Source organism: Stenotrophomonas sp. UBA7606 (genome assembly GCF_002477705.1).
Lineage (GTDB): Bacteria > Pseudomonadota > Gammaproteobacteria > Xanthomonadales > Xanthomonadaceae > Stenotrophomonas.
This window is the reverse complement of sequence record NZ_DLJW01000004.1, coordinates 1-23,706: the sequence shown is the minus strand read 5'-3', so window position 1 is coordinate 23,706 and position 23,706 is coordinate 1. Positions and strand designations below refer to the sequence as shown.

Here is a 23,706-nt window from a genome sequence, read left to right as displayed (position 1 = left end):
GCCGATTGTGCGCCGACAGCCCCGGGTGCGCTGCGCTTACCCGGGCTACCTGGTGGCCGACGGCATGTCGGCAGAAGTACCGCAAGCACCGACCGCCCCGGCCGGTGCCAGCCGTCAAGCGCGCGCCAGCTTGCGCAGCCGCTTGCGTTCCTTGCTGCGCGCACGCCAGTTGCGCCAATGCTGCTGCAGGCAGGAGAAGATCACGTACAGGGCCGGTGTGCTCAACAGGGTCAGGCTCTGCGAGATCAACAGGCCGCCAATCATCGCGATGCCCAGCGGACGGCGCAGCTCGGAACCTTCGCCCAGGCCGATCGCCAACGGCAAGGCGGCCAGGATCGCCACCATCGTCGTCATCATGATCGGCCGGAAGCGCACCACGCAGGCCTCGCGCGCGGCTTCGGCGGGTGACTTGCCGTGCTCGCGCTGCGCCACCAGCGCGAAGTCGATCATCATGATGGCGTTCTTCTTGACGATGCCGATCAGCAACACCAGCGCGATCATCGAGATCACCGACAGGTCGGTGTTGGTGATCCACAGCGCCAGCAACGCACCCATGCCTGCTGCTGGCAGCGTCGACAGGATCGTCACCGGGTGCACCAGGTTTTCGTACAGCATGCCCAGCACGATATAGACCGTGGCGATCGCGGCGATGATCAGCATCAGCATCGCACTCGGGTCCATTGCCTGGCGGAAGCCACCTGGCGCGGCCTGGCGGATATCGCCGGGCAGGCGCATGCCATCGATCACCGATTTGACGATGGCATCACCCTCGCCACTGCTCACACCCGGTGCCAGGTTGTAGCTCAGGTCCATCACCGTGTACTGGTTCTGGTGCGTCACCTGCGACGGTGCCAGGCCGGGCTCCTGATGCGCCAGCGCGGTGAGCGGGATCATCTGCCCGCTCTTGGAGGGCACGTACAGATCCTCGATCGCCGCCGGGCTGCCGGTCTGGCTTGGCAGGGCATTGACCACCACCCCGTACTGGTTGAGGTCGGCATAGATGGTGGAGATCTGGCGTTGGCCGGAGGCGCCGTACAGCGCGCCGTCGATCGCGCCGATGGTGACGCCCAGGCGCGAAGCCTTCTCGCGGTCGATGACGATCTTCTGCATCAACCCGCCCTTGTCCACGTCCGAGCCCACGTCTCGCAGCTGCGGGTGCTGTTTCAACGCGGTCACCACCTTGGGCAACCACTCGGCCAACTGGCTGGCGTCGTTGCCCTGCAGGGTGACGCGGTTCTGTGCGCCCTGCGAGCCGCCACCGCCGCCATCGGAGGGCAGGTCCTGGATGGCCCGCAGGCGTACGTCCAGGTCGGGGAACTGTGCGGCCTTGGTGCTGAGCCGTGTCACCACCACGTTGGTGGGCTCGCGGCGGCCTTCCTTCTCGGTGCGCAGCTCGATGTTGAACTGGGCGCTGCTGCCCTGGCGGCTGGAGCCCAGCCGCGCGCCCACCATCTTCACCGCCGGGTCGGCCAGGAACATGTCGCTGAGACGGCGCTGGCGCTCGGTCATTTCCTGGAAGGACACGGTGGCGCTGGAGCTGGCACGGCCCCAGATCAGGCCGGTGTCCTGCTCCGGGAACGAGCCCTTGCCCACCGCGCCGGCCAGGAAGAAGGTCGCCACGATCAACAGCAACGGCGTCAGCGACAGCAGCAGCGCGTGCCGCAGCGAGAAATCCAGCGCTACCGTGTAGACCCGCAGCATGCCTTCGTGCAGGCGATCCAGCACGCGGTTGGTGCGGGTGTCGCGGGCGCCTTCGGCATGCGGGTGCAGGAAGCGCGCGCACAATGCCGGGGTAAGGGTCAGCGAAACCACCGCCGACACCACGATTGCCGCCACCAGGGTGAGGGTGAACTCGCGGAAGAACGCACCCAGCATGCCCTGGGCAAAGATGATCGGCAGGAACACCGCGATCAGCGAGGCGGTGATCGAGACGATGGTGAAGCCGATCTCGCGTGCGCCGGCCATCGCCGCCTGCTTGCGCGGCATGCCTTCGTCCAGGTGGCGCATGATGTTCTCGATCACCACGATGGCGTCGTCGACGACGAAGCCAATCGCGATCACCAGCGCCAGCAGGGTGAGGTTGTTGAGGGTGAAGCCCAGCCAGGTCATCACCAGTGCGGCGCCGGCCAGCGACAACGGCACCGTCACCGCCGCGATCAGGGTGGGTGCCAGCCGGCGCAGGAACAGGGCCATGGTCAGGATCACCATGGCCAGGCTGATCACCAGGGTGATCTGCACCTCGGCCAGTGAGGCGCGGATGGTCGGGGTGCGGTCGAAGTACGGGGTCAGCGTGGTGCCGGCATCCAGATAGCCCGACAGCGACGGTATGGCTGCCTTCACCCGGTCCACCGTGGCCACCAGGTTGTCGCCGCTGCGCAGGTAGACATACATCAGCACGCCGCGTTTGCCGTTGAACCAGGCGGCCTGGTAGGCATCCTGCTGGCCGTCATAGACCTCGGCCACATCCTTCAGCCGCACCACCGCGCCATCGTGGGTGGAAATGGCCACGTTGGCGAAATCCGCGGCCTTGCGGATCTGGTCGTTGAGGACGATGGCGGTCTGGCTGCGGCCATCACTGAGGAAACCCAACGGCGAGGCGACATTGGCCGCGCGCATGGCGTTGCGCAGGTCGTCCGGGCTCAGCCCCAAAGCGGTCATCGCGCGCAGGTTGAGGTCCACCCGCACCGCCGGGGTGGAGGCGCCGGCGATATCCACCTGCGACACACCGGGCAGCTGCCGCAGGCGCTGCGCCAGCAGCGAGTCGGCGGTGTTGTACAGCTCGGCCACCGACTGCGTGTCCGAGGTCAGCGCCAGGGCGATGACCGGGTCATCGTTGGGGTTGGCCTTCTGGTAGGTGGGCGTGTTGATGCCCGCTGGCAGATCGGCCATGGCCGCGTTGATCGCGGCCTGCACGTCCTGGGCGGCGGCATCGATGTCGCGGCTGGTGTTGAACATCAGGAACACCATGCTGCGACCGTCACTGCTGCTCGAACGCATGGTGTCGATGCCCGGCACCTGGCCGAGGTGGCGCTCCAGCGGTGCGGTGACCGTGGATGCCATGGTGTCGGCATCGGCACCGGTGTTGGACGCCTGCACGAAGATCACCGGGATCGACAGGTTGGGCAGCGCGGCAACGCCCAGCCGCAGGTAGCAGACCAGGCCGGCGAAGAACAGGCCGATGGCCAGCAGGGTGATGCCGATGGGGCGTTTGATGAAAGGCGCGGAGATGTTCATCCGCGCTTACCGTGCCGTCTGCAGGCGGGCGGCCGCACGTTGCTCGCGGCGCTTGGCCGCCCACTGCGACATGCGCTCGAAGTACAGGTAGATCACCGGCGTGGTGTACAGGGTGACCAGTTGCGACAGCAGCAGGCCGCCGACGATGGCCACGCCCAGCGGCCGCCGCAGTTCCGAGCCAATGCCGGTGCCCAGTGCCAGCGGCAGCGCGCCCAGCATGGCCGCCGCGGTGGTCATCATGATCGGGCGGAAGCGCAGCAGGCAGGCACGGCGGATCGCCTCATGGGCGTTGGCGCCCGCACGCTGCGCATCCAGCGCGAAGTCGATCATCATGATCGCGTTCTTCTTGACGATGCCGATCAGCAGCACGATGCCGACGATGCCGTCCACCGACAGGCTCATGCCACACAGGTACAGCGCCAGCAGCGCGCCCACGCCCGCCGGCGGCAGGGTCGAGATGATGGTCAGCGGGTGGATCCAGCTTTCGTACAGCACGCCCAGCACGATGTAGATCACCGCGATGGCGGCCAGCAGCAACAGGATCACGTCGGTCTGGCTGCTGGAGAACTCGGCTGCCGTGCCGATGAACTGTGCCTGCATCTGATCGGGCAGCTGCAGCTCGGCCACGGCCTTGTTGATGGCGTCCACGCCTTCGGACAGCGAGTAACCCGGGGCCAGGTTGAACGAGATGGTCGCCGACGGCAGCTGCTGCTGGTGGCTGACGATCAACGGTGCGCTGCCCTGGGTGGCGGTGGCGATGGCCGACAGCGGGATGCTGCCGCCACCGCCCAGGGCGATGCCGGTATTGCTGTTGCCGATGCCGGTGGCGGTGGACGAGTTGCTGGAGCTCACCTGGCCCAGAGTGGTGGCATTGCTGCCGCTGAGCGTGCCGCTGCCGTTGCTGCCGATCGCCAGCTGGTTCATCAGCGCATCGGCGGTACGGAACTCCGGTGCCACTTCCAGCACCACGCGGTACTGGTTGAGCTGGGTGAAGATGGTCGAGATCTGGCGCTGCCCATAGGCGTCGTACAGCGTGTCGTCGATGGTCTGCATCGGCACGCCGTAACGGCTGGCCTTGTCGCGGTCCACTTCCACGTGCAGGGCGCGGCCGTGATTTGCCAGGTTGTTGTCGACGTCGGCCAGCTCGGGCAGGCGGCGCAGCGCATCGGTGACGCGCTCGGTCTGCGCGGCCAGCTCGGTGCTGTCCATGTCCGACAGCGAGAACTGGTAGGCGGTGGCGGCCACGCGGGTGTCCAGGGTCACGTCCTGCACCGGTTTCAGGTACAGGGCGATGCCGGGGATATGCGCGGCGGCGGCCTGCAGGCGCGGCAGGATCACGTCCAGCCCGTCGCGATCACCGCGGTCCTTGAGCACGATGCTCAGCTGGCCCTGGTTGAGGGTGGGGTTCATGCTGCCAGCGCCGATATAGGCGGCAATGCCGCTGACCGCGGCGTCGCCCTGCAGTGCGGCGGCTACCGCCTGGGTGCGCTGCTGCATCTGGTCGAAGGCCACGTTCTGGTCGGCGATGACCACGCCGGTGACCATGCCGGTGTCCTGGTCGGGCAGCAGGCCCTTGGGGATCAGCATGTACAGCAGCACGGTCAGCGCGACCGAGGCCAGGGCGATGGTCAAGGTCAGCGGCTGGTGCTCCAGCACCCAGTCCAGGGTGCGCTCGTACAGGTGCACGATGCGCGTCCACAGGTTGCTGCGGCCTTCGGCCGCGGCCCGTTCGTGCGCGTCGTCGCCCTCGGGCAGGGCGTCGGGCTTGAGCAGGTAGGCGCACATCATCGGGGTGAGTGTCAGCGAGATCAGCATCGAGATCGACACGGCGATCGTCAGCACCCAGGCGAATTCGTGGAACAGGCGGCCGGTGACGCCGGGCATCAGGATCAGCGGCAGGAACACCGCGATCAGTGACACGGTCAGCGACAGCACGGTGAAGCCGATCTCGCGCGAGCCGATCTCAGCCGCCTCCGGGCCGTCCTTGCCCTTCTCGATGTAGCGCACGATGTTCTCGATCATCACGATCGCATCGTCGACCACGAAGCCGGTGGCCACGGTCAGTGCCATCAGCGACAGGTTGTCCAGCGACATGCCGGCGAAGGCCATCACCCCGAAGGTGCCCATCAGCGACAACGGCACCGCCACCGACGGGATCACCGTGGCCCACAAGCGGCGCAGGAACACGAAGATCACCGCCACCACCAGGCAGATGGTGAGCACCAGGGTGAACTGCACGTCATGCACCGAGGCGCGGATGGTGACGGTGCGGTCGGAGAACACGTCCAGCTTGACGTCGGCCGGCAGCATGCCCTGCAGGCTGGGCAGCAGCTGGCGGATGTTCTCCACCGTCTTGACGATGTTGGCGCCGGGTTGGCGGCGCACTTCCAGCAGCACCGCCGGCTTGCCATCGGCCCAGGCCGCGATCTGGTCGTTCTCCACGCCGTCAACCACGCTGGCCACATCGCGCAACCGCACCGGCGCGCCGTTCTGGTAGCGCACGATCACATCGTTGTAGTCGGCCGCGTCACTGAGCTGGTCATTGGTGGACAGCGTGTAGCTCTGGGTCTTGCCGTTGAGCGACCCCTTGGGCGCGTTGACGTTGGCCTGGGTGAGCGCGCTGCGCAGGTCTTCCAGGGTCATGCCCATGTTGGCCAGTTGCGCCGGGTTTACCTGGATGCGCACGGCCGGGCGCACGTTGCCGGCAATGGAGACCAGGCCCACACCGTCGGTCTGCGACAGGCGCTGGGCCAGGATCGAATCGGCCAGGTCGTTGACCTCGCGCAGGGCCCGCGTGTCGGAGGACAGCTTGAGGGTCAGGATCGGCGCATCGGCCGGGTTCACCCGGTTGTAGACCGGCTGGTAGGGCAGCGAGCTGGGCAGGGTGGCCTGGCGGATCGCCGCCTGCACGTCCTGCGCGGCGGTGTCGATGTCACGTTCCATCGAGAACTGCAGCACGATGCTGGACAGGCCCGCCGAGGAGTCGGAGGTCATCATGTCCAGGCCCGAGATCTGGCCCAGCTGCCGCTCCAGCGGCGTGGTCACCAGTGACGCCATGGTCTGCGCGCTGGCACCCGGGTACTGGGTGGTCACCACCAGGCTGGGCGCCTCGATCTCGGGCAGGGCCGCTACCGGCAGACGCTGGTAGCCAAGGATGCCCAGCAGCATCAACCCGACCATCAACAGCGAGGTGGCGATCGGGCGGCGGATGAAAAGAGTCGAGAAGCCCACGGTGTATTCCTGGTGCGGGGGGAGGGGAGGCGGGTGGCAGCCTGCGCGTCAGCGCGGCGGGCCACCGCGTCCACCACGGCTGCCCTTCTGGCTGGCCGCCTTGAGCTGTTCCTCGGTCGGTGCCGGCGGTGCCTGACCCGGTGCCAGGGCGTTGACCTTGCTGCCTTCCTTCAACCGGAACTGACCTTCCGTGACCACCTTGTCGCCGGCCTGCAGGCCCTTGCCGATCACCACATGGGTGTCATCCACCTGACCGCTCTGCACCACATCGCGCAGGGTCACGGTGTTGTCGGCTTTGATCAGGTAGACGAAATCACCGTTGCTGCCACGTTGCACGGCTTCGGCCGGTACCACCACGGCGCCGGGCAGCTCGTTGAGCTTCATCCGTACGTTGACGAACTGGCCGGGCCACAATGCCGCGTCGGCATTGGGGAACTCGGCGCGCAGGCGGAAGGTGCCGCTGCTGCTGCTGATCTGGTTGTCCACCACCTGCAGCCTGCCCTCGTCGTTGACCACGCTGCCGCCGGCGCGGTCCAGGGTGGCGGTCTGCAACGGCCCTGCAGCCTGCGCGCTGCGCACGGCATCCAGCTGCTGCTCGGGCAGGTTGAACAGCACGTAGACCGGCTGCAGCTGGGTGATGGTGACGATCTGGCTGCCGGCACTGACCACATTGCCCGGGTCAACCGCGCGGATGCCGGTGGTACCGCTGATCGGCGAGGTGATGCGGGTGTAGTCCAACTGCACCTTGGCCTGGTCGGCCGAGGCCTGTGCCGCGGCGACGGCGGCCTGGTACTGGGTGACCTGGTTGCGCAGGGTGGTCAGGTCGGTCTGTGCCACGAACTGCCGGTACTCGGGCGAGTTGGAACGTTCGTAGTTGGACTGGGCGGTGGCCAGCAGTGCCTGGTTCTGGCGCTTGCTGGCCACGGCCTGGTCATAGGCCGCCTGGAAGGTGCGCGGGTCGATCTGCGCCAGCAGCTCGCCCTTCTTGACGGCCTGCCCTTCGCGGAAGTTGACGCTCAGCAGTTCGCCGCCGACCTGTGGGCTGACGGTGACAGTGTTGAAGGCGGTGACCGTGCCCTGTGCAGTCACATAGACCGGTACATCCTTCTGTTCGGCCGCCACGGCGGTGACCGGTACCGGGTCCTTGTCGGCATCTGCCCCGCGCCCCTGTCCCTGACCACTGGCGGGGTTGCCACCCGCCTGTTTGCCCCCGCCCATCACCCGGTAGCCGATGAGGGCCACAAGCAGCACTGCGATGACCAGCAGTACGATCTTCCAGAAACGCGACATGCGGAAACTCCTGAGCAACCGGTAGGGGAGGGCAAGCAAGGCGCAGAGGATACCTCTGCACCTGTAGTCATGGAGGCATGACCGATGGGCCACGCATACAGACCCGTGCAGGTGATGAACGTTCCATCGACGCATCGGTTGACTCGGTTTCGTAGTGCCGAGCCCTGCTCGGCAAGGGGCGTCCCCGTGACTACATCAACCCACGGGAATGTTGTGGGCGCGGCATCAACCGCGCCGGCAAGCCCGTCGGAACGACCGCCGGCCCCCGCTCCGATGGTGCACGCACATGGGGTGCGGGGACAGCCCTTGCCGAGCATGGCTCGGCACTACCTAAGCGGGCGGTTCCGCTTTACCTGCAGCGCGCCTGTCCACCGCTGCTGGCTGCTTACCCCACGATTGGCCTACATTCTCTCCATCCACGATAGGAAGGAGCGTTGCCGATGGCCCGCAAGACCGTGTTGCTGACTGCCATGCTTTGCGCACTTGCCCCGTTGGCGCAGGGCCAGGATGCCGCACAGCGGCCGGAGGTGGCGGCAGCCGCCACTCGCCTGCAGCAGCAGGTGGTGGATTGGCGTCGCGACTTCCACGCTCATCCGGAACTCTCCAATCGCGAAGAACGCACCGCGGCCAAGGTCGCTGAGCGCCTGCGCGCGATGGGTCTGAGTCCGAAGACCGGCGTGGCGGTGCACGGCGTGGTCGCCATCATCAAGGGCGGCCTGCCCGGCCCGAAGATCGCCCTGCGCGCGGACATGGACGCATTGCCGGTCACCGAACAGACCGGCCTGCCGTTCGCCTCCAAGGCCACCGCCGAATACCGCGGCGAGCAGGTCGGGGTGATGCATGCCTGTGGCCACGATGCGCACACCGCAACCCTGCTGGGCGTGGCCGACGCTTTGGTCGCGATGCGCGACAAGCTGCCCGGGGAAGTGATGCTGATCTTCCAGCCGGCCGAGGAAGGCGCGCCGCCGCCGGAGCAGGGCGGTGCCGACCTGATGCTGAAGGAAGGCCTGTTCAAGGACTTCAAGCCGGAGGCGGTGTTTGGCCTGCACGTGTTCTCCAGTGTGCAGGCGGGCCAGATCGCCGTGCGCGGCGGGCCGCTGATGGCGGCTTCCGATCGCTTCGGCATCACCGTCAACGGTCGCCAGACGCATGGCTCGGCACCGTGGAACGGCGTTGATCCGATTGTTGCGGCCTCCGATCTGATAGGGACCGCGCAGACCATCGTCAGCCGTCGCGCCAACCTGTCCAAGCAGCCGGCAGTGCTGACATTCGGGGCGATCAAGGGTGGTATCCGCTACAACATCATTCCCGATTCGGTGGAGATGGTGGGCACCATCCGCACCTTCGACCCGGACATGCGCAAGCAGATCTTTGCCGACCTGCGCAATGTCGCCGAACACACCGCTGCCGCCCACGGTGCCACCGCCGTCACCGACATCTACGAGAACGATGGCAATCCGGCGACCGTCAACGATCCTGCACTGACTGCGCGCATGCTGCCCAGCCTGCAGGCGGTGGTGGGCAAGACCAATGTCTATGAGCCGCCACTGCAGATGGGCTCGGAGGACTTCTCGCTGTACGCACAGCAGGTGCCGGCGATGTTCTTCTTCGTCGGCTCCACCGGTGCCGGCATCGACCCGGCCACCGCGCCCAGCAACCACTCGCCCAAGTTCCTGCTGGACGAAAAGGCACTGGACGTGGGCTTGCGCGCGCTGCTGCAGGTCTCGCTCGATTACCTGCACGGTGGCAAGGCGGGTTGAGTCCCGGTAGTGTCACGGGCCCCTGCAAGGAAGAAGGACAGCCCCATGGGCGCCAGCTTGGCCATGTTGCTGCAATCGCAGCTCGACCCCGCGTTCACCGCCGAAACCCTGCTGGCGCAGATGCACAGCGACTGGCCCGACCTGGACCCGTCGTTGCTGCGGTTGGGCGACGCACGCGCCGAAGCCGGCACGGCCGCGGATGCCGACGATGACGATTCGCCGATGCAGTGCCTGGAGTACGGGGATTACCTGATCGCATTGATGCCGATCCCGGTGCAGATCGGCGGTGACATTGACCAGATCTGCGCGCATAGCCGGCTATGGCCGGAGGCCACGCCGGCCCCGGTGGATTACGCAGCGCATACCATTGTCACGGTGATGCGGTTCAGTGATGACGGTCAGGACACCGATCTGGTCGCCCAGGCCGCACTGCTCAGCCGCGTGCTGGCCTCGGCGGTGGCCGTGTCCGGCAGCATCCAGGCGGTCTACCTGGGCAGCGCCAACCATGTGGTGTTGCCGGCCCTGTTCCGTGAGTTGGCCCAGGCCAGCCTGCCCGGACCGATGCCGATTGCCTGGGTGGCGATCAACGTGGGTGCACGCCCGGACGGCGTGATGACCGGCCACACCCGCGGCATGGACATGCTGGGGTTGATGGACATCGAAATCCCCGAAACCGCGGACGGTGCGCAGGAGGTGTTCAGCCGCCTCACCGGCATCGTTGATTACCTGATCGAGAACGGCATGGTGATCGCTGATGGCGACACCCTCGGCGCGACCGCTGAAGAGCGGATCCGGGTGGTCTATGGTCGCTCGGCGCTCGATCCGGAACGTCAGGTGATGCGCCTGCAGACGGAAGAATTCCCGCAGGCCAGATCGGGCAGGTCGTGGTGGTCGCGACTGCTGAACTGAAGCCGCCTGCAGCCCCGGCGCACTGTCGAAAGGCAGTTCTGGTATATCCGGCGCTCAAGCAGGGGCAATTACAATTGCCTCGATGAACACTCCCCAAGATTCCAGCCTCGGCCGCGAGGTCGATTACCCCCGCCAGTACGACGCCAGTCTGCTGTTCCCCATTCCCCGCGCCGGCGCCCGCGCCGAGATCGGGCTGGACGGCGAGCTGCCGTTCGTCGGTGAGGACCGCTGGCATGCCTATGAGCTGGGGTGGTTGGACGCGCGCGGCAAGCCCTGCGTGGCGACCGCCACCATCCGGGTGCCGGCGACCTCACCGAACCTGATCGAGTCCAAGTCGCTCAAGCTGTACCTGAATTCGCTCAACAGCAGCCGTTTCAACCGCCCCGAGGCGGTGCGCGAGCGTATCGCCACCGACCTGTCGGCCTGTGCCGGTGCCGATGTAGCGATCGAGTTTGGCCTGCCGCCGATGCTGCCCGCTCCGGGCCAGTCCATCGACCACCTGGACGTGGACATCGACTGTTACGGCCCGCCCGACGCCGGCTATCTGCTGGCCGATGGCGGCGGCGAAGTGGCCGAAACCCTGCATTCGGCCCTGCTCAAGTCCAACTGCCCGGTGACCGGCCAGCCTGACTGGGCCAGCGTCAGCATCCGCTACCGGGGGCCGCGCATCGATCGCGAGGGCCTGCTGCGCTACCTGGTCAGCTACCGAGACCACGCCGAGTTCCACGAGCAGTGCGTGGAGCGGATCTTCAATGAGCTGTTGCAGTGCTGCCGGCCTACCCAGCTGGAGGTGGAGGCGCGTTATACCCGCCGCGGCGGCCTGGACATCAATCCGCGCCGGGCGACCCCGGGTTTCGGCGCCAGCCCGGCAATCCGCGATCTGCGTCAATAAACATTCAGCTGCGTACGCCGGTTTTTACGTTGGCGCGATGAAACCTTAACAGGCGTCGTGCCATCGTTGCTGTCAGCCACGGAGGAGCAACCTGGATGAGCAGTACCGACAAGAAGGCAGATTTTTCGGATGTGACTTCCAAGGTGGATACCACCGCCGAGGTTGCGCCGAAGGCAGATTTTTCCGACGTCACGGCCAAGGTGGATACCACTGCGGAGATCGTCGGCGAACAGCAGTACACGGTGCAGAAGGGCGACAACCTGTCGAAGATCGCCAAGAACCTGCTTGGCGATGCCAATGCGTGGAAGCAGATCTTCGAGGCCAACCGGGATGTGCTCGATGACCCGGACAAGATTTTCCCGGGGCAGAGCCTGAAGATTCCCGCGCGCCAGGGTTGATCCCTTTCGGAAGCTGCGCTGTTCATTCCCAACTTTTACCGGAGCAATCCATGAAGAAGACTTCGCTCAGCAGTGCCCTGATGATCGCCGTAGTGGGCGCCGTCGCCCTGGTCGGCTGCAAGAAGAAGGAAGAGGCGGTGACCACCCCGCCGCCGGCCGCCAGCACCCCGGCCCCGGCCCCGGTTCCGGAGCCGACTCCGGCAGCGCCGGCCGTGACCGTGACCTCGGTGACCGTGGGCAACACTGCCGCCGCCGACAAGACGGTGGCGCCGGTTGCCACCTTGGCTGCCAAGGACAAGATCATCGTTTCGATCAAGACCGATGGCACCGCCACCAATGCGAACGTGGCAGCCAAGCTGACCTATCAGGATGGCCAGGTTGCTGGCGAACAGTCGGTCGCGCTCAACACCACGGCGGCGGAAACCACCAACATCGAATTCACCAAGCCCTCGGGTTGGCCGGCCGGCAAGTACACCGCCGAGGTCACCGTCGACGGCAAGGCGGCTGGCATGCCGCAGCAGTTCGAGGTCAAGTGAGGTAGGGCGTCCACTGGCGCAACTCTCTCCCGCCGGTGAAACGCATGGGCGCAGCCGCGAGGCTGCGCCTTTTTTATGTCTGCTGCGCCGGTTTTGCGCAGTGTCGGGCGGGTGTTGGTGACAGCAGCAACCGTTGCAGTTGAGACTGGCAACGGGCGTGCCGCCGCCAGCCAAGCCAGCACAAGGCCTGCGCCGTTCTGCGGCAGGCTGGCACGCACTGTTCCCTACCTTTGCGTATGGTTTTTTTTGCCCGCCCCGCCTGAAAACGCGACAATGCAGAGGTTTCCCACTCGGCAGCCGGGTAGGGACGAGTGCGCTGGCCCACTGGATGGCCGACTGCCTGCTTCAACGCCGCTGCCATCCTGTCACGCATCCGTCAGCAAGAGAGTTTTTGCCCCCATGTCGAATACGCCGAAGATCATCTACACGCTCACCGACGAAGCTCCGTTCCTGGCCACGCAGTCGCTGCTGCCGATCGTCGATGCCTTTACCGCGACCGCCGGCATTGCCGTCGAAACCCGCGACATCTCGCTGTCCGGTCGCATCCTGTCGCAGTTCCCGGATTTCCTGAAGGACGACCAGAAGATCAGCGATGACCTGGCCGAACTGGGCGAGCTGGCGACCAAGCCGGAAGCCAACATCATCAAGCTGCCGAACGTGTCGGCCTCGGTGCCGCAGCTCAAGGCCGCGATCAAGGAACTGCAGGACCAGGGTTTCATCCTGCCGAACTATCCGGACGCACCCACCGACGACGTCTCGCGCGACATCAAGGCGCGCTACGACAAGATCAAGGGCAGCGCGGTCAACCCGGTGCTGCGCGAAGGCAACTCCGACCGTCGCGCACCGCTGTCGGTGAAGAACTACGCGCGCAAGCACCCGCACCGCATGGGCGCCTGGACCGCCGACTCCAAGTCGCATGTCGCGCACATGGACGGCGGTGACTTCTACGGCAGCGAGAAGTCGGCCACCATCGCCAACGCCGGCAGCCTGAAGATCGCGCTGGTGCAGAACGACGGCAACACCGTCGTGCTGAAGGAAAAGACCGCGGTCAAGGCCGGCGAGATCGTCGATGCCGCGGTGATGAACCGCAAGGCGCTGGCTGCCTTCGTCGATGCACAGATTGCTGATGCCAAGGCGCAGGGCGTGCTGTTCTCGCTGCACCTGAAGGCGACCATGATGAAGGTCTCCGATCCGATCATGTTCGGCGTCGTGGTCGAGGAGTTCTACAAGGACGTGCTGGCCAAGCACGCCGATACGCTCAAGCAGGTGGGTTTTGATGCCAACAACGGCATCGGCGACCTGTACGCACGCCTGTCGCAGCTGCCGGAAGCCGAGCAGGAAGCGATCAAGGCCGACATCGCCGCCGAGTACGCCAAGCGCCCGGCCGTGGCCATGGTCAACTCGGACAAGGGCATCACCAACCTGCACGTGCCGTCGGACGTGATCGTCGACGCCTCGATGCCGGCGATGATCCGTGACTCCGGCAAGATGTGGAACGCCGAAGGCAAGCTGCAGGACACCAAGGCCATCATTCCCGACCGCTGCTACGCCGGCGTGTACCAGGCCGTCATCGACGACTGCAAGGCACACGGCGCGTTCAACCCGGCCACCATGGGCTCGGTGCCGAACGTTGGCCTGATGGCGCAGAAGGCTGAGGAATACGGCTCGCACGACAAGACCTTCCAGATCGCTGCCGATGGCGTGGTCAAGGTCACCGACGAGGCCGGCAATGTCGTGTTCGAACACGCTGTCGAAGCCGGTGACATCTGGCGCATGTGCCAGACCAAGGACGCGCCGATCCAGGACTGGGTGAAGCTGGCCGTCAGCCGCGCCCGCCTGAGCAATACCCCGGCGCTGTTCTGGCTGGACAGCAAGCGCGCCCACGATGCGCAGGTGATCGCCAAGGTCGAGAAGTACCTCAAGGACCACGACACCAACGGCCTGGACATCCGCATCCTGTCGCCGGAAGAAGCTACCGCGGTGTCGCTGGAGCGCATCCGCAAGGGCCAGGACACCATCTCGGTGACCGGCAACGTGCTGCGTGACTACCTCACCGACCTGTTCCCGATCCTGGAGCTGGGCACCAGCGCCAAGATGCTGTCGATCGTGCCGCTGATGGCCGGTGGCGGCCTGTTCGAGACCGGTGCCGGCGGCTCGGCCCCGAAGCACGTGCAGCAGTTCGTCGAAGAGGATTACCTGCGCTGGGATTCGCTGGGTGAGTTCCTGGCCCTGGCCGCCTCGCTGGAGCACCTGGGCCAGCGTTACGACAACAAGGGTGCCAGCGTGCTGGCCAATGCGCTGGACGCGGCCAACGGCAAGTTCCTGGACAACGACAAGTCGCCCTCGCGCAAGCTCGGTGGCATCGACAACCGTGGGAGCCACTTCTACCTGGCCATGTACTGGGCACAGGCGCTGGCCGAGCAGAATGACGATGCCGCGCTGAAGGCCAAGTTCGCACCGCTGGCCGAGGCATTGACCAGCAACGAGCAGAAGATCGTCGACGAGCTGGCGGCGGTGCAGGGCAAGGCCGTGGACATCGGCGGCTACTACCGCCCGGACCTGGCCAAGGCCGGCCCGGCGATGCGCCCGAGCGCCACGCTCAACGCCGCCATTGCCAGCCTGAAGGCCTGAGCAAAGCAAGCAACGGCGTAGCGCTGGACAATCGTCGTTACACAATCAAGCCTGCATCCGGATGACGGATGCAGGCTTTTCTGTTGCAGGGTGAATGGCTGTTACGACCAGGCCGGGGACGACTGGGGAAAACGCCTGTGCTGTTCGCTTACCGCATGCCACTAAGACCAAGGTCGTGTGTGAAAACAGCACTGACAAATCGAACTGTGGGAGCAATCACCCTTTCACAGCGGGCTTCTGGACTAGCCTGATTCGACACGCAGGGAATTGCATGACGCAAGCGCGTCCAAAGGGGAAACGGCATGACCAGAGTGCTGGTAGTAGGCTCGGACACGCGTGAAGAGCAGGTTCTGCTGGGACGTCTGCGGCAGGTTGCCGGGTTGCCACCGGAAGCGTTGCAGCGTTGTGTGGATCTTGACCAGTGCGACCTGCTGCTGGTGCGGGACACGCCCGCACTGCGTAGTGCGGCCCAGCACATGGCCAGCAAACGGCCGGGCATGCGCCTGTGGATGCACGACGATGCCGGCGTCGTACATGATGGCCGCGCCGCCCACCTGGTCTACCTTGATGATGCGCAGATCCAGCGCGCACTGGCGCCGCAACCGCCGGCTCAGGCAGTCACCACCGATGGTCTGTTCCTTGCCAGCGGCGCAAAACAGGTGACCCGCCTGCTGCGCCAGCGGCTGCAGGAGAAGGCCGGCCGTGCGTTGCTCACCCTGCAGGGGCAGCCGCAGCTGCTGATCGATTTCGAGCACGACCAGGCGGTGCCGCTGTACCTGCACCCACAGCAAGGGCCGGGGCTGGCCCAGCAGTTGGGTGAGGTATTCGAACTGCTGGCCTTGCAGGAGTTGTCCATCGCCCGTTTTCAGGCGCTGGCCGAAACCCTGCCGCGGCAGCCGCTGCGGCCCTTGCTGTGGCAGTTGGCGCAGCATGGTGACCATTGGACCGATTTCGATCGGCGCCTGCAGCAACAGGCCACGGTCAGCCTGCTGCGCTGGCCGGACTTCCGCGTGCTGGCGCACCAGCACGATGGTTTCCGGCTGTGCTCGTTGCTGTTGAAAAAGCCCTGCTCCCTGCAGGAATGCACCCGCTTGCTGGAACTGGATGTGGATGCCACGCGTGGGTTCATGCGCTCGGCCTACCTGTGCGGTTATGCCGAAGTGCGGGTGCCGGAGCAGGCGCCTGCGCCGGTAGCAGCTCCCAGCAAACACAATGCCAGCACCCTGCTGGCACGGATGTGGCGCAGCGTGCGCCAACGCACGGGTATCAATGCATGAATGAACACAAGGTCGTGATCCTGGGGGCCATGGGGGCCGGCAAGTCCACGTTGGTAAGGGCGGTGGCGGGTGGCACGGTGGTCGACACCGATGTCGTCAATACCGATGCCAGCTCCTCCAAATTGGCTACCACCGTGGCCATGGACTATGCCGACGTCAACCTGCCCAACGGTGACCGGCTGCGCCTGTATGGCACACCGGGGCAACAGCGTTTTTCCTTCATCTGGCCGGTATTGCTGCAGGGCGCGCGCGGCGTGGTGATCCTGGCCGATGCCTCCAGCCCGGACGTTGTACAGGAACTGCAGAGCTACCTGTTGGCGGTGCGTGAGCATGCCCAGGGCGTGCCTGTCGTGGTGGGCGTGTCCAAGTTCGACATGGCGCCGGAGGTGGATCTGGACAGTTGTCAGCTCAAGGTCCAGGAGATCGCTGGCCGGCCCTTGCCGCTGGTGCCCATCGATGCACGCTCGGAACAGGCGGTGATGCTGTTGATGGATGTGTTGATGGGCGAAGTGGAAGCCGCTGCCTTGGTGGATGACCATGCCTGAAGCAAGGGGGATCGCTGTGCTGGAAGATTGGGAGATAGCGGTGGTGGATGCGCGTCTGCAGGAATTCACCGCATCGGTGGACGCCGTGCGGGCCGCAGTGGTGGCCAGTGTCGATGGTTTTGCGCTGGCGCATTCGGCCACCGAGCAGACCAGTGGCGAACGCCTTGCCGAGATGACCAGCGCGATGCTGGCATTGGCCACCGCGGTGGGCCGCGAGCTTTCGCTGGGCACGATGGAAGTACTGATGCTGGAGGCCAGCGAGGGCAAGGTGTTGATGCAGTCCATACCCTTGCCACGTGGCTCGTTGTTGCTGATGGCCGCCTGCGGCCAGCGCAGCGTGATCGGCCACGTGCTGTGGAGCGCCCGCGAATGCGGGCGCAAGATCCAGGCGGAGTTGTCCGGGCAGTGAGGCGGTTGGCTGTGGCGGAAAAGGCAGAGCCAAAGCCAAAGCCAAAGCCAAAGCCAAAAGCAAAGCCAAAAGCAAAGCCAAAAGCAAAGCACCCCTCCCAACCTTCCCCTGCGCTGCGCGCAAGGGAGAGGGCGAATCATGCCTGCCACCTGCCACCTGCCACCTGCCACCTGCCCGTTACCCGTTACCCGTTACCGGCGAACGCCCGCTTCGCTCCCTCCCTTTTGCGTAGCAAAGGGGAGGGTTGGGGAGGGGGGCCTTTGGCGTGAAGCGCGCAATCCACGTCCAGCGTCGCGTCCAACACTGTCCCGAACCGCAGCCAGTGGCGTATGGTCAGTGCAACTCCCTGGTGATCTCCCGCATGCGCTTGCCCCGTACCTGCATTGATCCAGCATCTCGGCAACATCAGGTCATGCCGTCATGACCGAATCGGCTTCAGACAGCGCATTGGCCGCCAGCCTTGCCAGTTGCATCGCGCAGGGCTTCGAGGATTACCACCATGGCTTCGCCCAGATCAGCCGGCGTGCCCGCGAGCGCTTCCAGCACCGTGATTGGGCCGCCGCCAAAACCGACGCAGTCGCGCGTATTGAACTGTATGACCTCAGCGTGGGCCAGTGCCGTACACGGCTGCAGCAATTGCTGTCCGGCACGGGTGATGCCAGGCTGCTCTGGCCGCAGGTCAAACGCGATTTCGCCGCCTTGATCGATGGCCGTATCGATGGTGAGTTGTACAAGACGTTCTACAACACCCTGACCCGGCGCCTGTTCGCCACCCACGGCGTGGATGACAGCATCGAATTCATGGCGCTGGATATCGAGCCCTCCGACGCCATCACCCATCCGGTGGCGCGGCACGTCTATGCGGTTTCCGAGGCGCGACCGGCCGAGGCGTTCTCGCGTCTGTTGGCGGATTTCGCCTTCGATGTGCCGTACCAGCACCAGCTGCGCTGTGCGGCGGCCATCGCGGTGCGGCTGCAGGACGACCTGGCCGCATGGGGGCCTTACCCGGTACGTGCCATCGAACTGCTGCAGACCGTGTTCTATCGCGAGCGTCGCGCCTACCTGGTGGGGCGCGTGTTCGGCGAGCATCGCTTCTCGCCCTGCGTGATTGCCCTGGTCAATGATGGCGACGGCATCCGCGTGGAAGTCGTGCTCAGCCGGCGGCGGGACGTGGCGCATCTGTTTGGCGTGTCGCGCAGTTATTTCCAGGCCGACCTGCCGACCGTGGCTGACGCGGTGGTGTTCCTGCGCAGCATCCTGCCCGGCAAGCCGGTGGATGAGATCTACACGGTGCTGGGCCGCGCCAAGCAGGGCAAGACCGAACGTTACCGCACCTTCTTCAGCCACTTCCAGCAGCACCCCAGTGAGTACCTGGTGCATGCCGAAGGCACGCCGGGCATGGTGATGGCGGTGTTCACCCTGCCCAGCTACCCGCTGGTGTTCAAGTTGATACGCGACCGCTTTGCCTGGCCCAAGACCATGAGCCGCCAGGACGTCGCAGACAAGTACGCACTGGTGTTCAACCTGGACCGCATTGGCCGCCTGCTGGATGCGCAGCCCTACCGGCACCTGCGGTTCCCGGCCAGCCGGTTTGCGCCGGCGCTGCTGGATGAGCTGCTCAACCAGTGCAGCCAGAGCGTGCAGCGCGACGGCGAGGATGTGGTGATAACACTTTGCTATGTGCAGCGCCGTTTCCGGCCGCTGAATCTGTACCTGCGCGAGCAGGGCACCGACGCCGCGCGCGCAGCCGCGCTGGACTACGCGCAGGCCATCCGCGACATGGCCTGCAACAACATCTTCCCCGGCGACATGCTGTTGAAGAACTTTGGTGTGTCACGCCACGGACGGGCGGTGTTCTACGACTATGACGAGTTGTGCCTGGTCACCGACTGCAATTTCCGCCATTGGCCGCAGCCGCGCAGCGAGGAGGAGGCGATGGCGGCCGAGCCCTGGTTCCATGTCGCGCCTAATGATGTCTTCCCCGAGCGCTTCGGGCTGTTCATGGGTTTGCCGCGGTCGTCGCTGGAGCTGGTGCAGGAAAATTTTGCGGAGCTGTTCGATCCAGCATGGTGGCAGGCTCTGCAGGCTGGGTTCCGGAAAGGCCTGTACCAGGACACCCCGCCGTACCCGCGCACGCTGCGCCTGGCCTGAGGCTTGTGGGGATCCACGGACCGCGCTTTAATCCTCTTTCCGGACACAAGGAGAGGTGGGATGCAGAAGGTATTTGCGGCCATGGCGTTTGGCGCGCTGCTTATGACTACGATACCGGTGCCCGCCAGCGCAGGGAGTGGCGGTGGTATAGCGGCGGTTCGTGAGCGGGTTGAAAGCAGCATGGTGATCCGAGGCGAAGTCAGTATCGAGACCGACGGCTCGGTATCAGCAGTGCAGCTGGCCAACGAGGGCAAGCTGCCCGTTGGCGTGGTGAGCATGGTGCGCGATTCGGGGCTGAAGTGGCGCTTCGAACCTGTGCTCAGGGATGGCGTCGCAGTTCGTGCGCTGGCACCGATGAGCCTGCGCGTCATCGCCCGCAAACTGGAGGGTGATCGCTATGAAATCAGCCTGCGCGGCATCAATTTCGCGCGGCTCGATGCCGATGATCCGGAGAACATCGCGCGTATCTCGCTGAAACCGCCGCGTTATCCCGAACAAGCCTTCCGTGCCGGTGTTTCCGGCAGCGTCTACCTGCTGGTCAAGGTCGGCAGGGACGGCAAGGTCGAAGATGCGTTTGCCGAGCAGGTGAACCTTACCTTCCTCAGCCGGGAGAATGATCAACGACGTGCGCGCGAGCTGTTGGCCAAGAGCGCCGTGGCCGGCGCCAGGCAGTGGACCTTCCGGGTTCCGACACAAGGTCCTGGTGCTGCTCAACCGTTCTGGAATGTGCGTGTGCCGGTCAGCTACTCGCTGGACAACGGTGGTGCCGAGGGCCAGGATCAAGGGCGCTGGGTGAGTTATGTGCCGGGTCCGCGTGAGCGTGCGCCGTGGCGCGAAGACAGCGAGCAGCCTGGCTTCTCACCGGACGCGCTTGCCGATGGCAGCGTCAATCTGGTCGACAACAATGGCCCGCAGTTGCTGACCCCGCTGCAAGGCAGCTGACCTGGCGGGTGGTGCCGAGCCATGCTCGGCAGGGGGGGGGGCGCGCGCGTGGAGCGGCGCAGGCCGTGAACCCAGTGTTGCCTCCTTCAGCGGAAAGCCGACCCCTCCCCAGTCCTCTCCTTGGCCTATAGCCAAAGGGAGGGGGCGTAGAGCCGAGGCATGCTCGGCAGGCTCCAACAGGAACCCCCAGCCGAGCATGGCTTGGCTCTGCAGATGGAGCGCAAGCTACAAAGCCTGCACCGCTGGCCCAAATGACGTCAAACAAAAACCCCGCTTTCGCGGGGCTTTTGCTTGCAGCCGATTCCGGCAGGAATCAGCGCTTCATCGAACCGAAGAACTCGTCGTTGGACTTGGTGTTCTTCATCTTGTCCAGCAGGAATTCCATGGCGGCCATTTCATCCATCGGATGCAACAGCTTGCGCAGGATCCAGATCTTCTGCAGCAGTTCCGGTTCGATCAGCAGGTCTTCGCGGCGGGTGCCGGAACGGTTGATGTCGATGGCCGGGAACACGCGCTTTTCGGCGATGCGGCGGCTCAGGTGCACTTCGCTGTTGCCGGTGCCCTTGAACTCTTCGTAGATCACCTCGTCCATCTTCGAGCCGGTATCAACCAGCGCGGTGGCGATGATGGTCAGCGAACCGCCTTCTTCAACGTTGCGTGCGGCACCGAAGAAGCGCTTCGGGCGGTGCAGGGCGTTGGCATCCACACCACCGGTGAGCACCTTGCCGGAGCTGGGCACCACATTGTTGTAGGCGCGGGCCAGGCGGGTGATCGAGTCCAGCAGGATCACCACGTCCTTCTTGTGCTCGACCAGGCGCTTGGCGCGCTCGATCACCATTTCGGCAACCTGCACGTGACGCGCGGCCGGCTCGTCGAAGGTCGAGGAGACCACTTCGCCGCGCACGGTGCGCTGCATTTCGGTCACTTCTTCCGGGCGCTCGTCCACCAGCAGCACGATCAGGTGCACGTCCGGGTGGTTGGTGGTGATGGCGGTGGCCACCTGCTGCATCATCATCGTCTTGCCGGCCTTGGGCTGGGAGACGATGAGCGAGCGCTGGCCCTTGCCCTGCGGTGCCATCAGGTCGAGGATGCGGCCGGTGATGTCCTCGGACGAACCATTGCCACGCTCAAGGGTGAAGCGGCGGCGCGGGAACAGCGGGGTCAGGTTCTCGAACAGCACCTTGTTCTTGGATGCTTCCAGCGGCTCGCCGTTGATCGTGTCGATCGTGGACAGCGCGAAATAGCGCTCGCCGTCCTTCGGGAAGCGGATGCGGCCGGAGAGGTAGTCACCGGTGCGCAGGTTGAAGCGGCGGATCTGGCTGGGCGAGATGTAGGTGTCGTCCGGGCCGGCCAGGTAGCTGGCCTCGGCCGCGCGCAGGAAGCCGAAGCCGTCGGGCAGGATTTCCAGCACGCCGTCAGCGGCGACGCCGTCACCGTGGCGGGTCAGCACCTTGAGCAGGGCGAAGATCACGTCCTGCTTGCGGGCACGCGCCACGCCTTCGGAGATCTGCAGCTGCTCGGCGATCTCCAGCAGCTTCTGCGCCGGCATCTTCTTCAGGTCGCTCAGCGAATAGACCGGGAAACCTTCCGGCACGCTCGGCATCTGGCGCGGGACGAAGTTCTCGTTGCCGCCGTCGTTGCCCATGCCGTTGTCGTCGCGCTGACGGTTGCGGTCGCGGTCACGACGGTTGCGGAAACGGTCGCGGCGGTTGCCCTGGCCCTGCTGGCCCTGGCCACCCTGCGGGTTGTTGTAGCGCTGCTGCGGGTTGTTGCCGTCGGCGCGGGATTCGCCGCCGTCCTGGGCATTGCCTGCCGCCGGAGCGTCATTGTTGGCGTTACCTGCTGCCGGAGCGGGCGCCGATTCGGCAGCCGGTGCCGGCGTGGCCGCCAGAGCGGGGGCAGGGGCAGGGGCGGGCGCAGCGGTGGCCGGAGCGGCGGGCAGCGGCAGTGCCGGCTGGGCCGGGGCGCTGGCGGTGGTATCGCCGGTGTCTGCGGTCTTGGCTACACGCGGCTTGCGCACGCGCTTCTCGACAGGAGCGTCGGTGCTCCCGGTTTCGGAAGGAGTGTTCTCGGACAAGTGCTTGATTCCTCTCGCTTGGATGTGCGAGCGCCCAGGCAGGGCGGCGAACTGGTTGGGAGTAATCCGGACGAGAACCCGCCCGGGGGTGCGGCACGCGAATGCTGCCGGATGCAATGACACTATCATCGCGACGCGCGGGCGCGCAAGCGCCCGGAAAACCTTGTTGGGCCACGGTAAGGCAGGCGGCCCGGGGGGGCCGGCGGCGCGGGGCCGCCGGACCGGATCGGTCAGGCCAGGGCCTTGTCGATCATCTGGCTCAGCTGGCCCTTGCCGACCGCGCCGATCTGGGTGGCCTGGATCTGGCCATCCTTGAACAGCAGCAGCATCGGGATCGAGCGCACGTGGTACTTCACCGCGGTGGCGCGGTTTTCGTCCACATTGACCTTGGCGATCTTCAGCTTGCCGTCGTAGGCGTCAGCCAGTTCGTCCAAAACCGGGGAAATCATTTTGCACGGGCCGCACCATTCGGCCCAGAAATCCACCAGGACCGGTTCGCCGGACTGCAGGACGGCGCTATCGAAGTCGGCATCGCCGACGTGTAAAACCTTATCGCTCACTTGGAGTCTCCTGGTGCAATGCGACTGCCCATGCCGGGTTGGCGGCCGCATTGCGGTAAACTGGGGCATTGCGCGGACAAAAGGGTACAGCCCAACGTCGCGCGACCCGGCGCAGGGGCCGCAGTGTGCGACGGTGCCCGAATCGATGCAAGCTGCCCGGCCACACTGACCGGCTGGCACTACAAAGACGAAATCAATGAGCGACAAACCGCTAACCGACGTGACTTTTTCCTCCTTCGAGCTGCAGCCGACCTTGCTGGCAGGCCTTGAAGGTGCGGGTTTCACCCGCTGCACTCCCATTCAGGCACTGACCCTGCCGGTGGCCCTGCCGGGCGGCGATGTCGCCGGCCAGGCGCAGACCGGTACCGGCAAGACGCTGGCCTTCCTGGTCGCCGTCGCCAACCGCCTGCTGACCCGCCCGGCGCTGGCCGACCGCAAGCCGGAGGACCCGCGTGCGCTGATCCTGGCACCGACCCGCGAGCTGGCCATCCAGATCCACAAGGACGCGATGAAGTTCGCCGCCGACACTGGCCTGCGCTTCGCGCTGGTCTACGGTGGCGTGGATTACGACAAGCAGCGCGAGCTGCTGCAGCAGGGCGTGGACGTGATCATCGCCACCCCCGGCCGCCTGATCGACTACGTCAAGCAGCACAAGGTGGTGTCGCTGCACGCCTGCGAAATCTGCGTGCTGGACGAAGCCGACCGCATGTTCGACCTGGGCTTCATCAAGGACATCCGCTTCCTGCTGCGGCGCATGCCCGAGCGCACCACGCGCCAGACCCTGCTGTTCAGCGCCACCCTCAGCCACCGCGTGCTGGAGCTGGCCTACGAGCACATGAACGAGCCGCAGAAGCTGGTGGTGGA

General features: G+C 65.6%; 17 protein-coding genes. 12 read left to right on the top strand and 5 right to left on the bottom strand.

Translation table 11 applies throughout. The features are described 5' to 3' along the window. Positions 1-114: 114 nt before the first annotated feature. From B2527_RS01150 to B2527_RS01140, 3 genes are read right to left on the bottom strand one after another with little or no spacing between them, the layout of a single operon-like run. Positions 115-3,234: an efflux RND transporter permease subunit gene (locus B2527_RS01150; protein WP_293705645.1), complete on the bottom strand. Its 3,120-nt coding sequence runs from the start codon at positions 3,232-3,234 to the stop codon at positions 115-117. 6 nt (positions 3,235-3,240) lie between these two features. Then, on the bottom strand, positions 3,241-6,465 hold the full coding sequence (locus tag B2527_RS01145; RefSeq protein ID WP_293705644.1) for an efflux RND transporter permease subunit: 3,225 nt from the start codon (positions 6,463-6,465) through the stop codon (positions 3,241-3,243). Positions 6,466-6,513: 48 nt separating this feature from the next. Beyond that, positions 6,514-7,755: an efflux RND transporter periplasmic adaptor subunit gene (locus B2527_RS01140; RefSeq protein ID WP_293705643.1), complete on the bottom strand. Its 1,242-nt coding sequence runs from the start codon at positions 7,753-7,755 to the stop codon at positions 6,514-6,516. Between the two features lie 440 nt (positions 7,756-8,195). On the opposite strand from B2527_RS01140, the gene B2527_RS01135 reads away from it, so the two are divergent. The 11 genes from B2527_RS01135 (at position 8,196) to B2527_RS01085 (ending at position 20,205) form a co-directional block, all read left to right on the top strand. Beyond that, entirely contained in the window at positions 8,196-9,515 is a 1,320-nt protein-coding gene (locus B2527_RS01135) for an amidohydrolase (protein WP_293705642.1), read from the top strand. A 45-nt stretch (positions 9,516-9,560) separates the two neighbouring features. After that, on the top strand, positions 9,561-10,424 hold the full coding sequence (locus tag B2527_RS01130) for a DUF4261 domain-containing protein (RefSeq protein WP_293705641.1): 864 nt from the start codon (positions 9,561-9,563) through the stop codon (positions 10,422-10,424). A gap of 82 nt (positions 10,425-10,506) precedes the next feature. Next, positions 10,507-11,316 (top strand): NADPH-dependent 7-cyano-7-deazaguanine reductase QueF, encoded by an 810-nt coding sequence (queF, locus tag B2527_RS01125; RefSeq protein ID WP_293705640.1) that lies wholly within the window; start codon positions 10,507-10,509, stop codon positions 11,314-11,316. A gap of 95 nt (positions 11,317-11,411) precedes the next feature. After that, positions 11,412-11,714, top strand: a complete 303-nt coding sequence (locus tag B2527_RS01120) for a LysM peptidoglycan-binding domain-containing protein (RefSeq protein WP_293705639.1) — start codon at positions 11,412-11,414, stop codon at positions 11,712-11,714. A 50-nt stretch (positions 11,715-11,764) separates the two neighbouring features. After that, positions 11,765-12,250 carry a hypothetical protein gene (locus B2527_RS01115; protein ID WP_293705638.1) on the top strand — a complete coding sequence of 162 codons (486 nt, stop codon included), beginning with the start codon at positions 11,765-11,767 and terminating at the stop codon, positions 12,248-12,250. 399 nt (positions 12,251-12,649) lie between these two features. After that, the gene (locus tag B2527_RS01110) at positions 12,650-14,881 is read left to right on the top strand and encodes an NADP-dependent isocitrate dehydrogenase (protein ID WP_293705637.1); all 2,232 of its coding nucleotides are present in this window, start codon (positions 12,650-12,652) and stop codon (positions 14,879-14,881) included. Between the two features lie 302 nt (positions 14,882-15,183). Beyond that, entirely contained in the window at positions 15,184-16,158 is a 975-nt protein-coding gene (locus tag B2527_RS01105; protein ID WP_293705636.1) for a hypothetical protein, read from the top strand. After that, the gene (locus B2527_RS01100) at positions 16,155-16,703 is read left to right on the top strand and encodes a GTP-binding protein (RefSeq protein WP_293705635.1); all 549 of its coding nucleotides are present in this window, start codon (positions 16,155-16,157) and stop codon (positions 16,701-16,703) included. The genes B2527_RS01105 and B2527_RS01100 overlap by 4 nt, the downstream gene beginning before the upstream one ends. After that, complete coding sequence (locus B2527_RS01095; protein ID WP_293705634.1) at positions 16,696-17,112, top strand: roadblock/LC7 domain-containing protein; 417 nt, start codon at positions 16,696-16,698, stop codon at positions 17,110-17,112. The genes B2527_RS01100 and B2527_RS01095 overlap by 8 nt, the downstream gene beginning before the upstream one ends. A gap of 420 nt (positions 17,113-17,532) precedes the next feature. Beyond that, positions 17,533-19,263, top strand: coding sequence for a bifunctional isocitrate dehydrogenase kinase/phosphatase (gene aceK / locus B2527_RS01090; RefSeq protein WP_293705633.1), 1,731 nt, complete (start codon positions 17,533-17,535; stop codon positions 19,261-19,263). A gap of 60 nt (positions 19,264-19,323) precedes the next feature. Continuing rightward, positions 19,324-20,205, top strand: a complete 882-nt coding sequence (locus tag B2527_RS01085) for a protein tonB (protein WP_293705631.1) — start codon at positions 19,324-19,326, stop codon at positions 20,203-20,205. 313 nt (positions 20,206-20,518) lie between these two features. Here B2527_RS01085 and rho read toward each other — a convergent pair whose 3' ends face one another. Continuing rightward, positions 20,519-22,282, bottom strand: coding sequence for a transcription termination factor Rho (rho, locus tag B2527_RS01080; protein WP_293705629.1), 1,764 nt, complete (start codon positions 22,280-22,282; stop codon positions 20,519-20,521). A 230-nt stretch (positions 22,283-22,512) separates the two neighbouring features. Beyond that, the gene (trxA, locus tag B2527_RS01075; RefSeq protein ID WP_293705627.1) at positions 22,513-22,842 is read right to left on the bottom strand and encodes a thioredoxin TrxA; all 330 of its coding nucleotides are present in this window, start codon (positions 22,840-22,842) and stop codon (positions 22,513-22,515) included. 196 nt (positions 22,843-23,038) lie between these two features. On the opposite strand from trxA, the gene B2527_RS01070 reads away from it, so the two are divergent. Beyond that, positions 23,039-23,706: DEAD/DEAH box helicase (locus B2527_RS01070; RefSeq protein WP_293705625.1), on the top strand; the 668-nt coding region annotated here is incomplete at its 3' end.

What these genes read in the sequence shown, in the direction of transcription:
- aceK (WP_293705633.1), top strand. Translation starts at nt 17,533, where the DNA reads ATGACCGAATCGGCTTCAGACAGCGCATTGGCCGCCAGCCTTGCCAGT.
- B2527_RS01105 (WP_293705636.1), top strand. Translation starts at nt 15,184, where the DNA reads ATGACCAGAGTGCTGGTAGTAGGCTCGGACACGCGTGAAGAGCAGGTT.
- B2527_RS01085 (WP_293705631.1), top strand. Translation starts at nt 19,324, where the DNA reads ATGCAGAAGGTATTTGCGGCCATGGCGTTTGGCGCGCTGCTTATGACT.
- B2527_RS01115 (WP_293705638.1), top strand. Translation starts at nt 11,765, where the DNA reads ATGAAGAAGACTTCGCTCAGCAGTGCCCTGATGATCGCCGTAGTGGGC.
- B2527_RS01100 (WP_293705635.1), top strand. Translation starts at nt 16,155, where the DNA reads ATGAATGAACACAAGGTCGTGATCCTGGGGGCCATGGGGGCCGGCAAG.
- B2527_RS01120 (WP_293705639.1), top strand. Translation starts at nt 11,412, where the DNA reads ATGAGCAGTACCGACAAGAAGGCAGATTTTTCGGATGTGACTTCCAAG.
- B2527_RS01150 (WP_293705645.1), bottom strand. Translation starts at nt 3,234, where the DNA reads ATGAACATCTCCGCGCCTTTCATCAAACGCCCCATCGGCATCACCCTG.
- B2527_RS01135 (WP_293705642.1), top strand. Translation starts at nt 8,196, where the DNA reads ATGGCCCGCAAGACCGTGTTGCTGACTGCCATGCTTTGCGCACTTGCC.
- B2527_RS01095 (WP_293705634.1), top strand. Translation starts at nt 16,696, where the DNA reads ATGCCTGAAGCAAGGGGGATCGCTGTGCTGGAAGATTGGGAGATAGCG.
- B2527_RS01130 (WP_293705641.1), top strand. Translation starts at nt 9,561, where the DNA reads ATGGGCGCCAGCTTGGCCATGTTGCTGCAATCGCAGCTCGACCCCGCG.
- queF (WP_293705640.1), top strand. Translation starts at nt 10,507, where the DNA reads ATGAACACTCCCCAAGATTCCAGCCTCGGCCGCGAGGTCGATTACCCC.
- B2527_RS01110 (WP_293705637.1), top strand. Translation starts at nt 12,650, where the DNA reads ATGTCGAATACGCCGAAGATCATCTACACGCTCACCGACGAAGCTCCG.
- B2527_RS01140 (WP_293705643.1), bottom strand. Translation starts at nt 7,755, where the DNA reads ATGTCGCGTTTCTGGAAGATCGTACTGCTGGTCATCGCAGTGCTGCTT.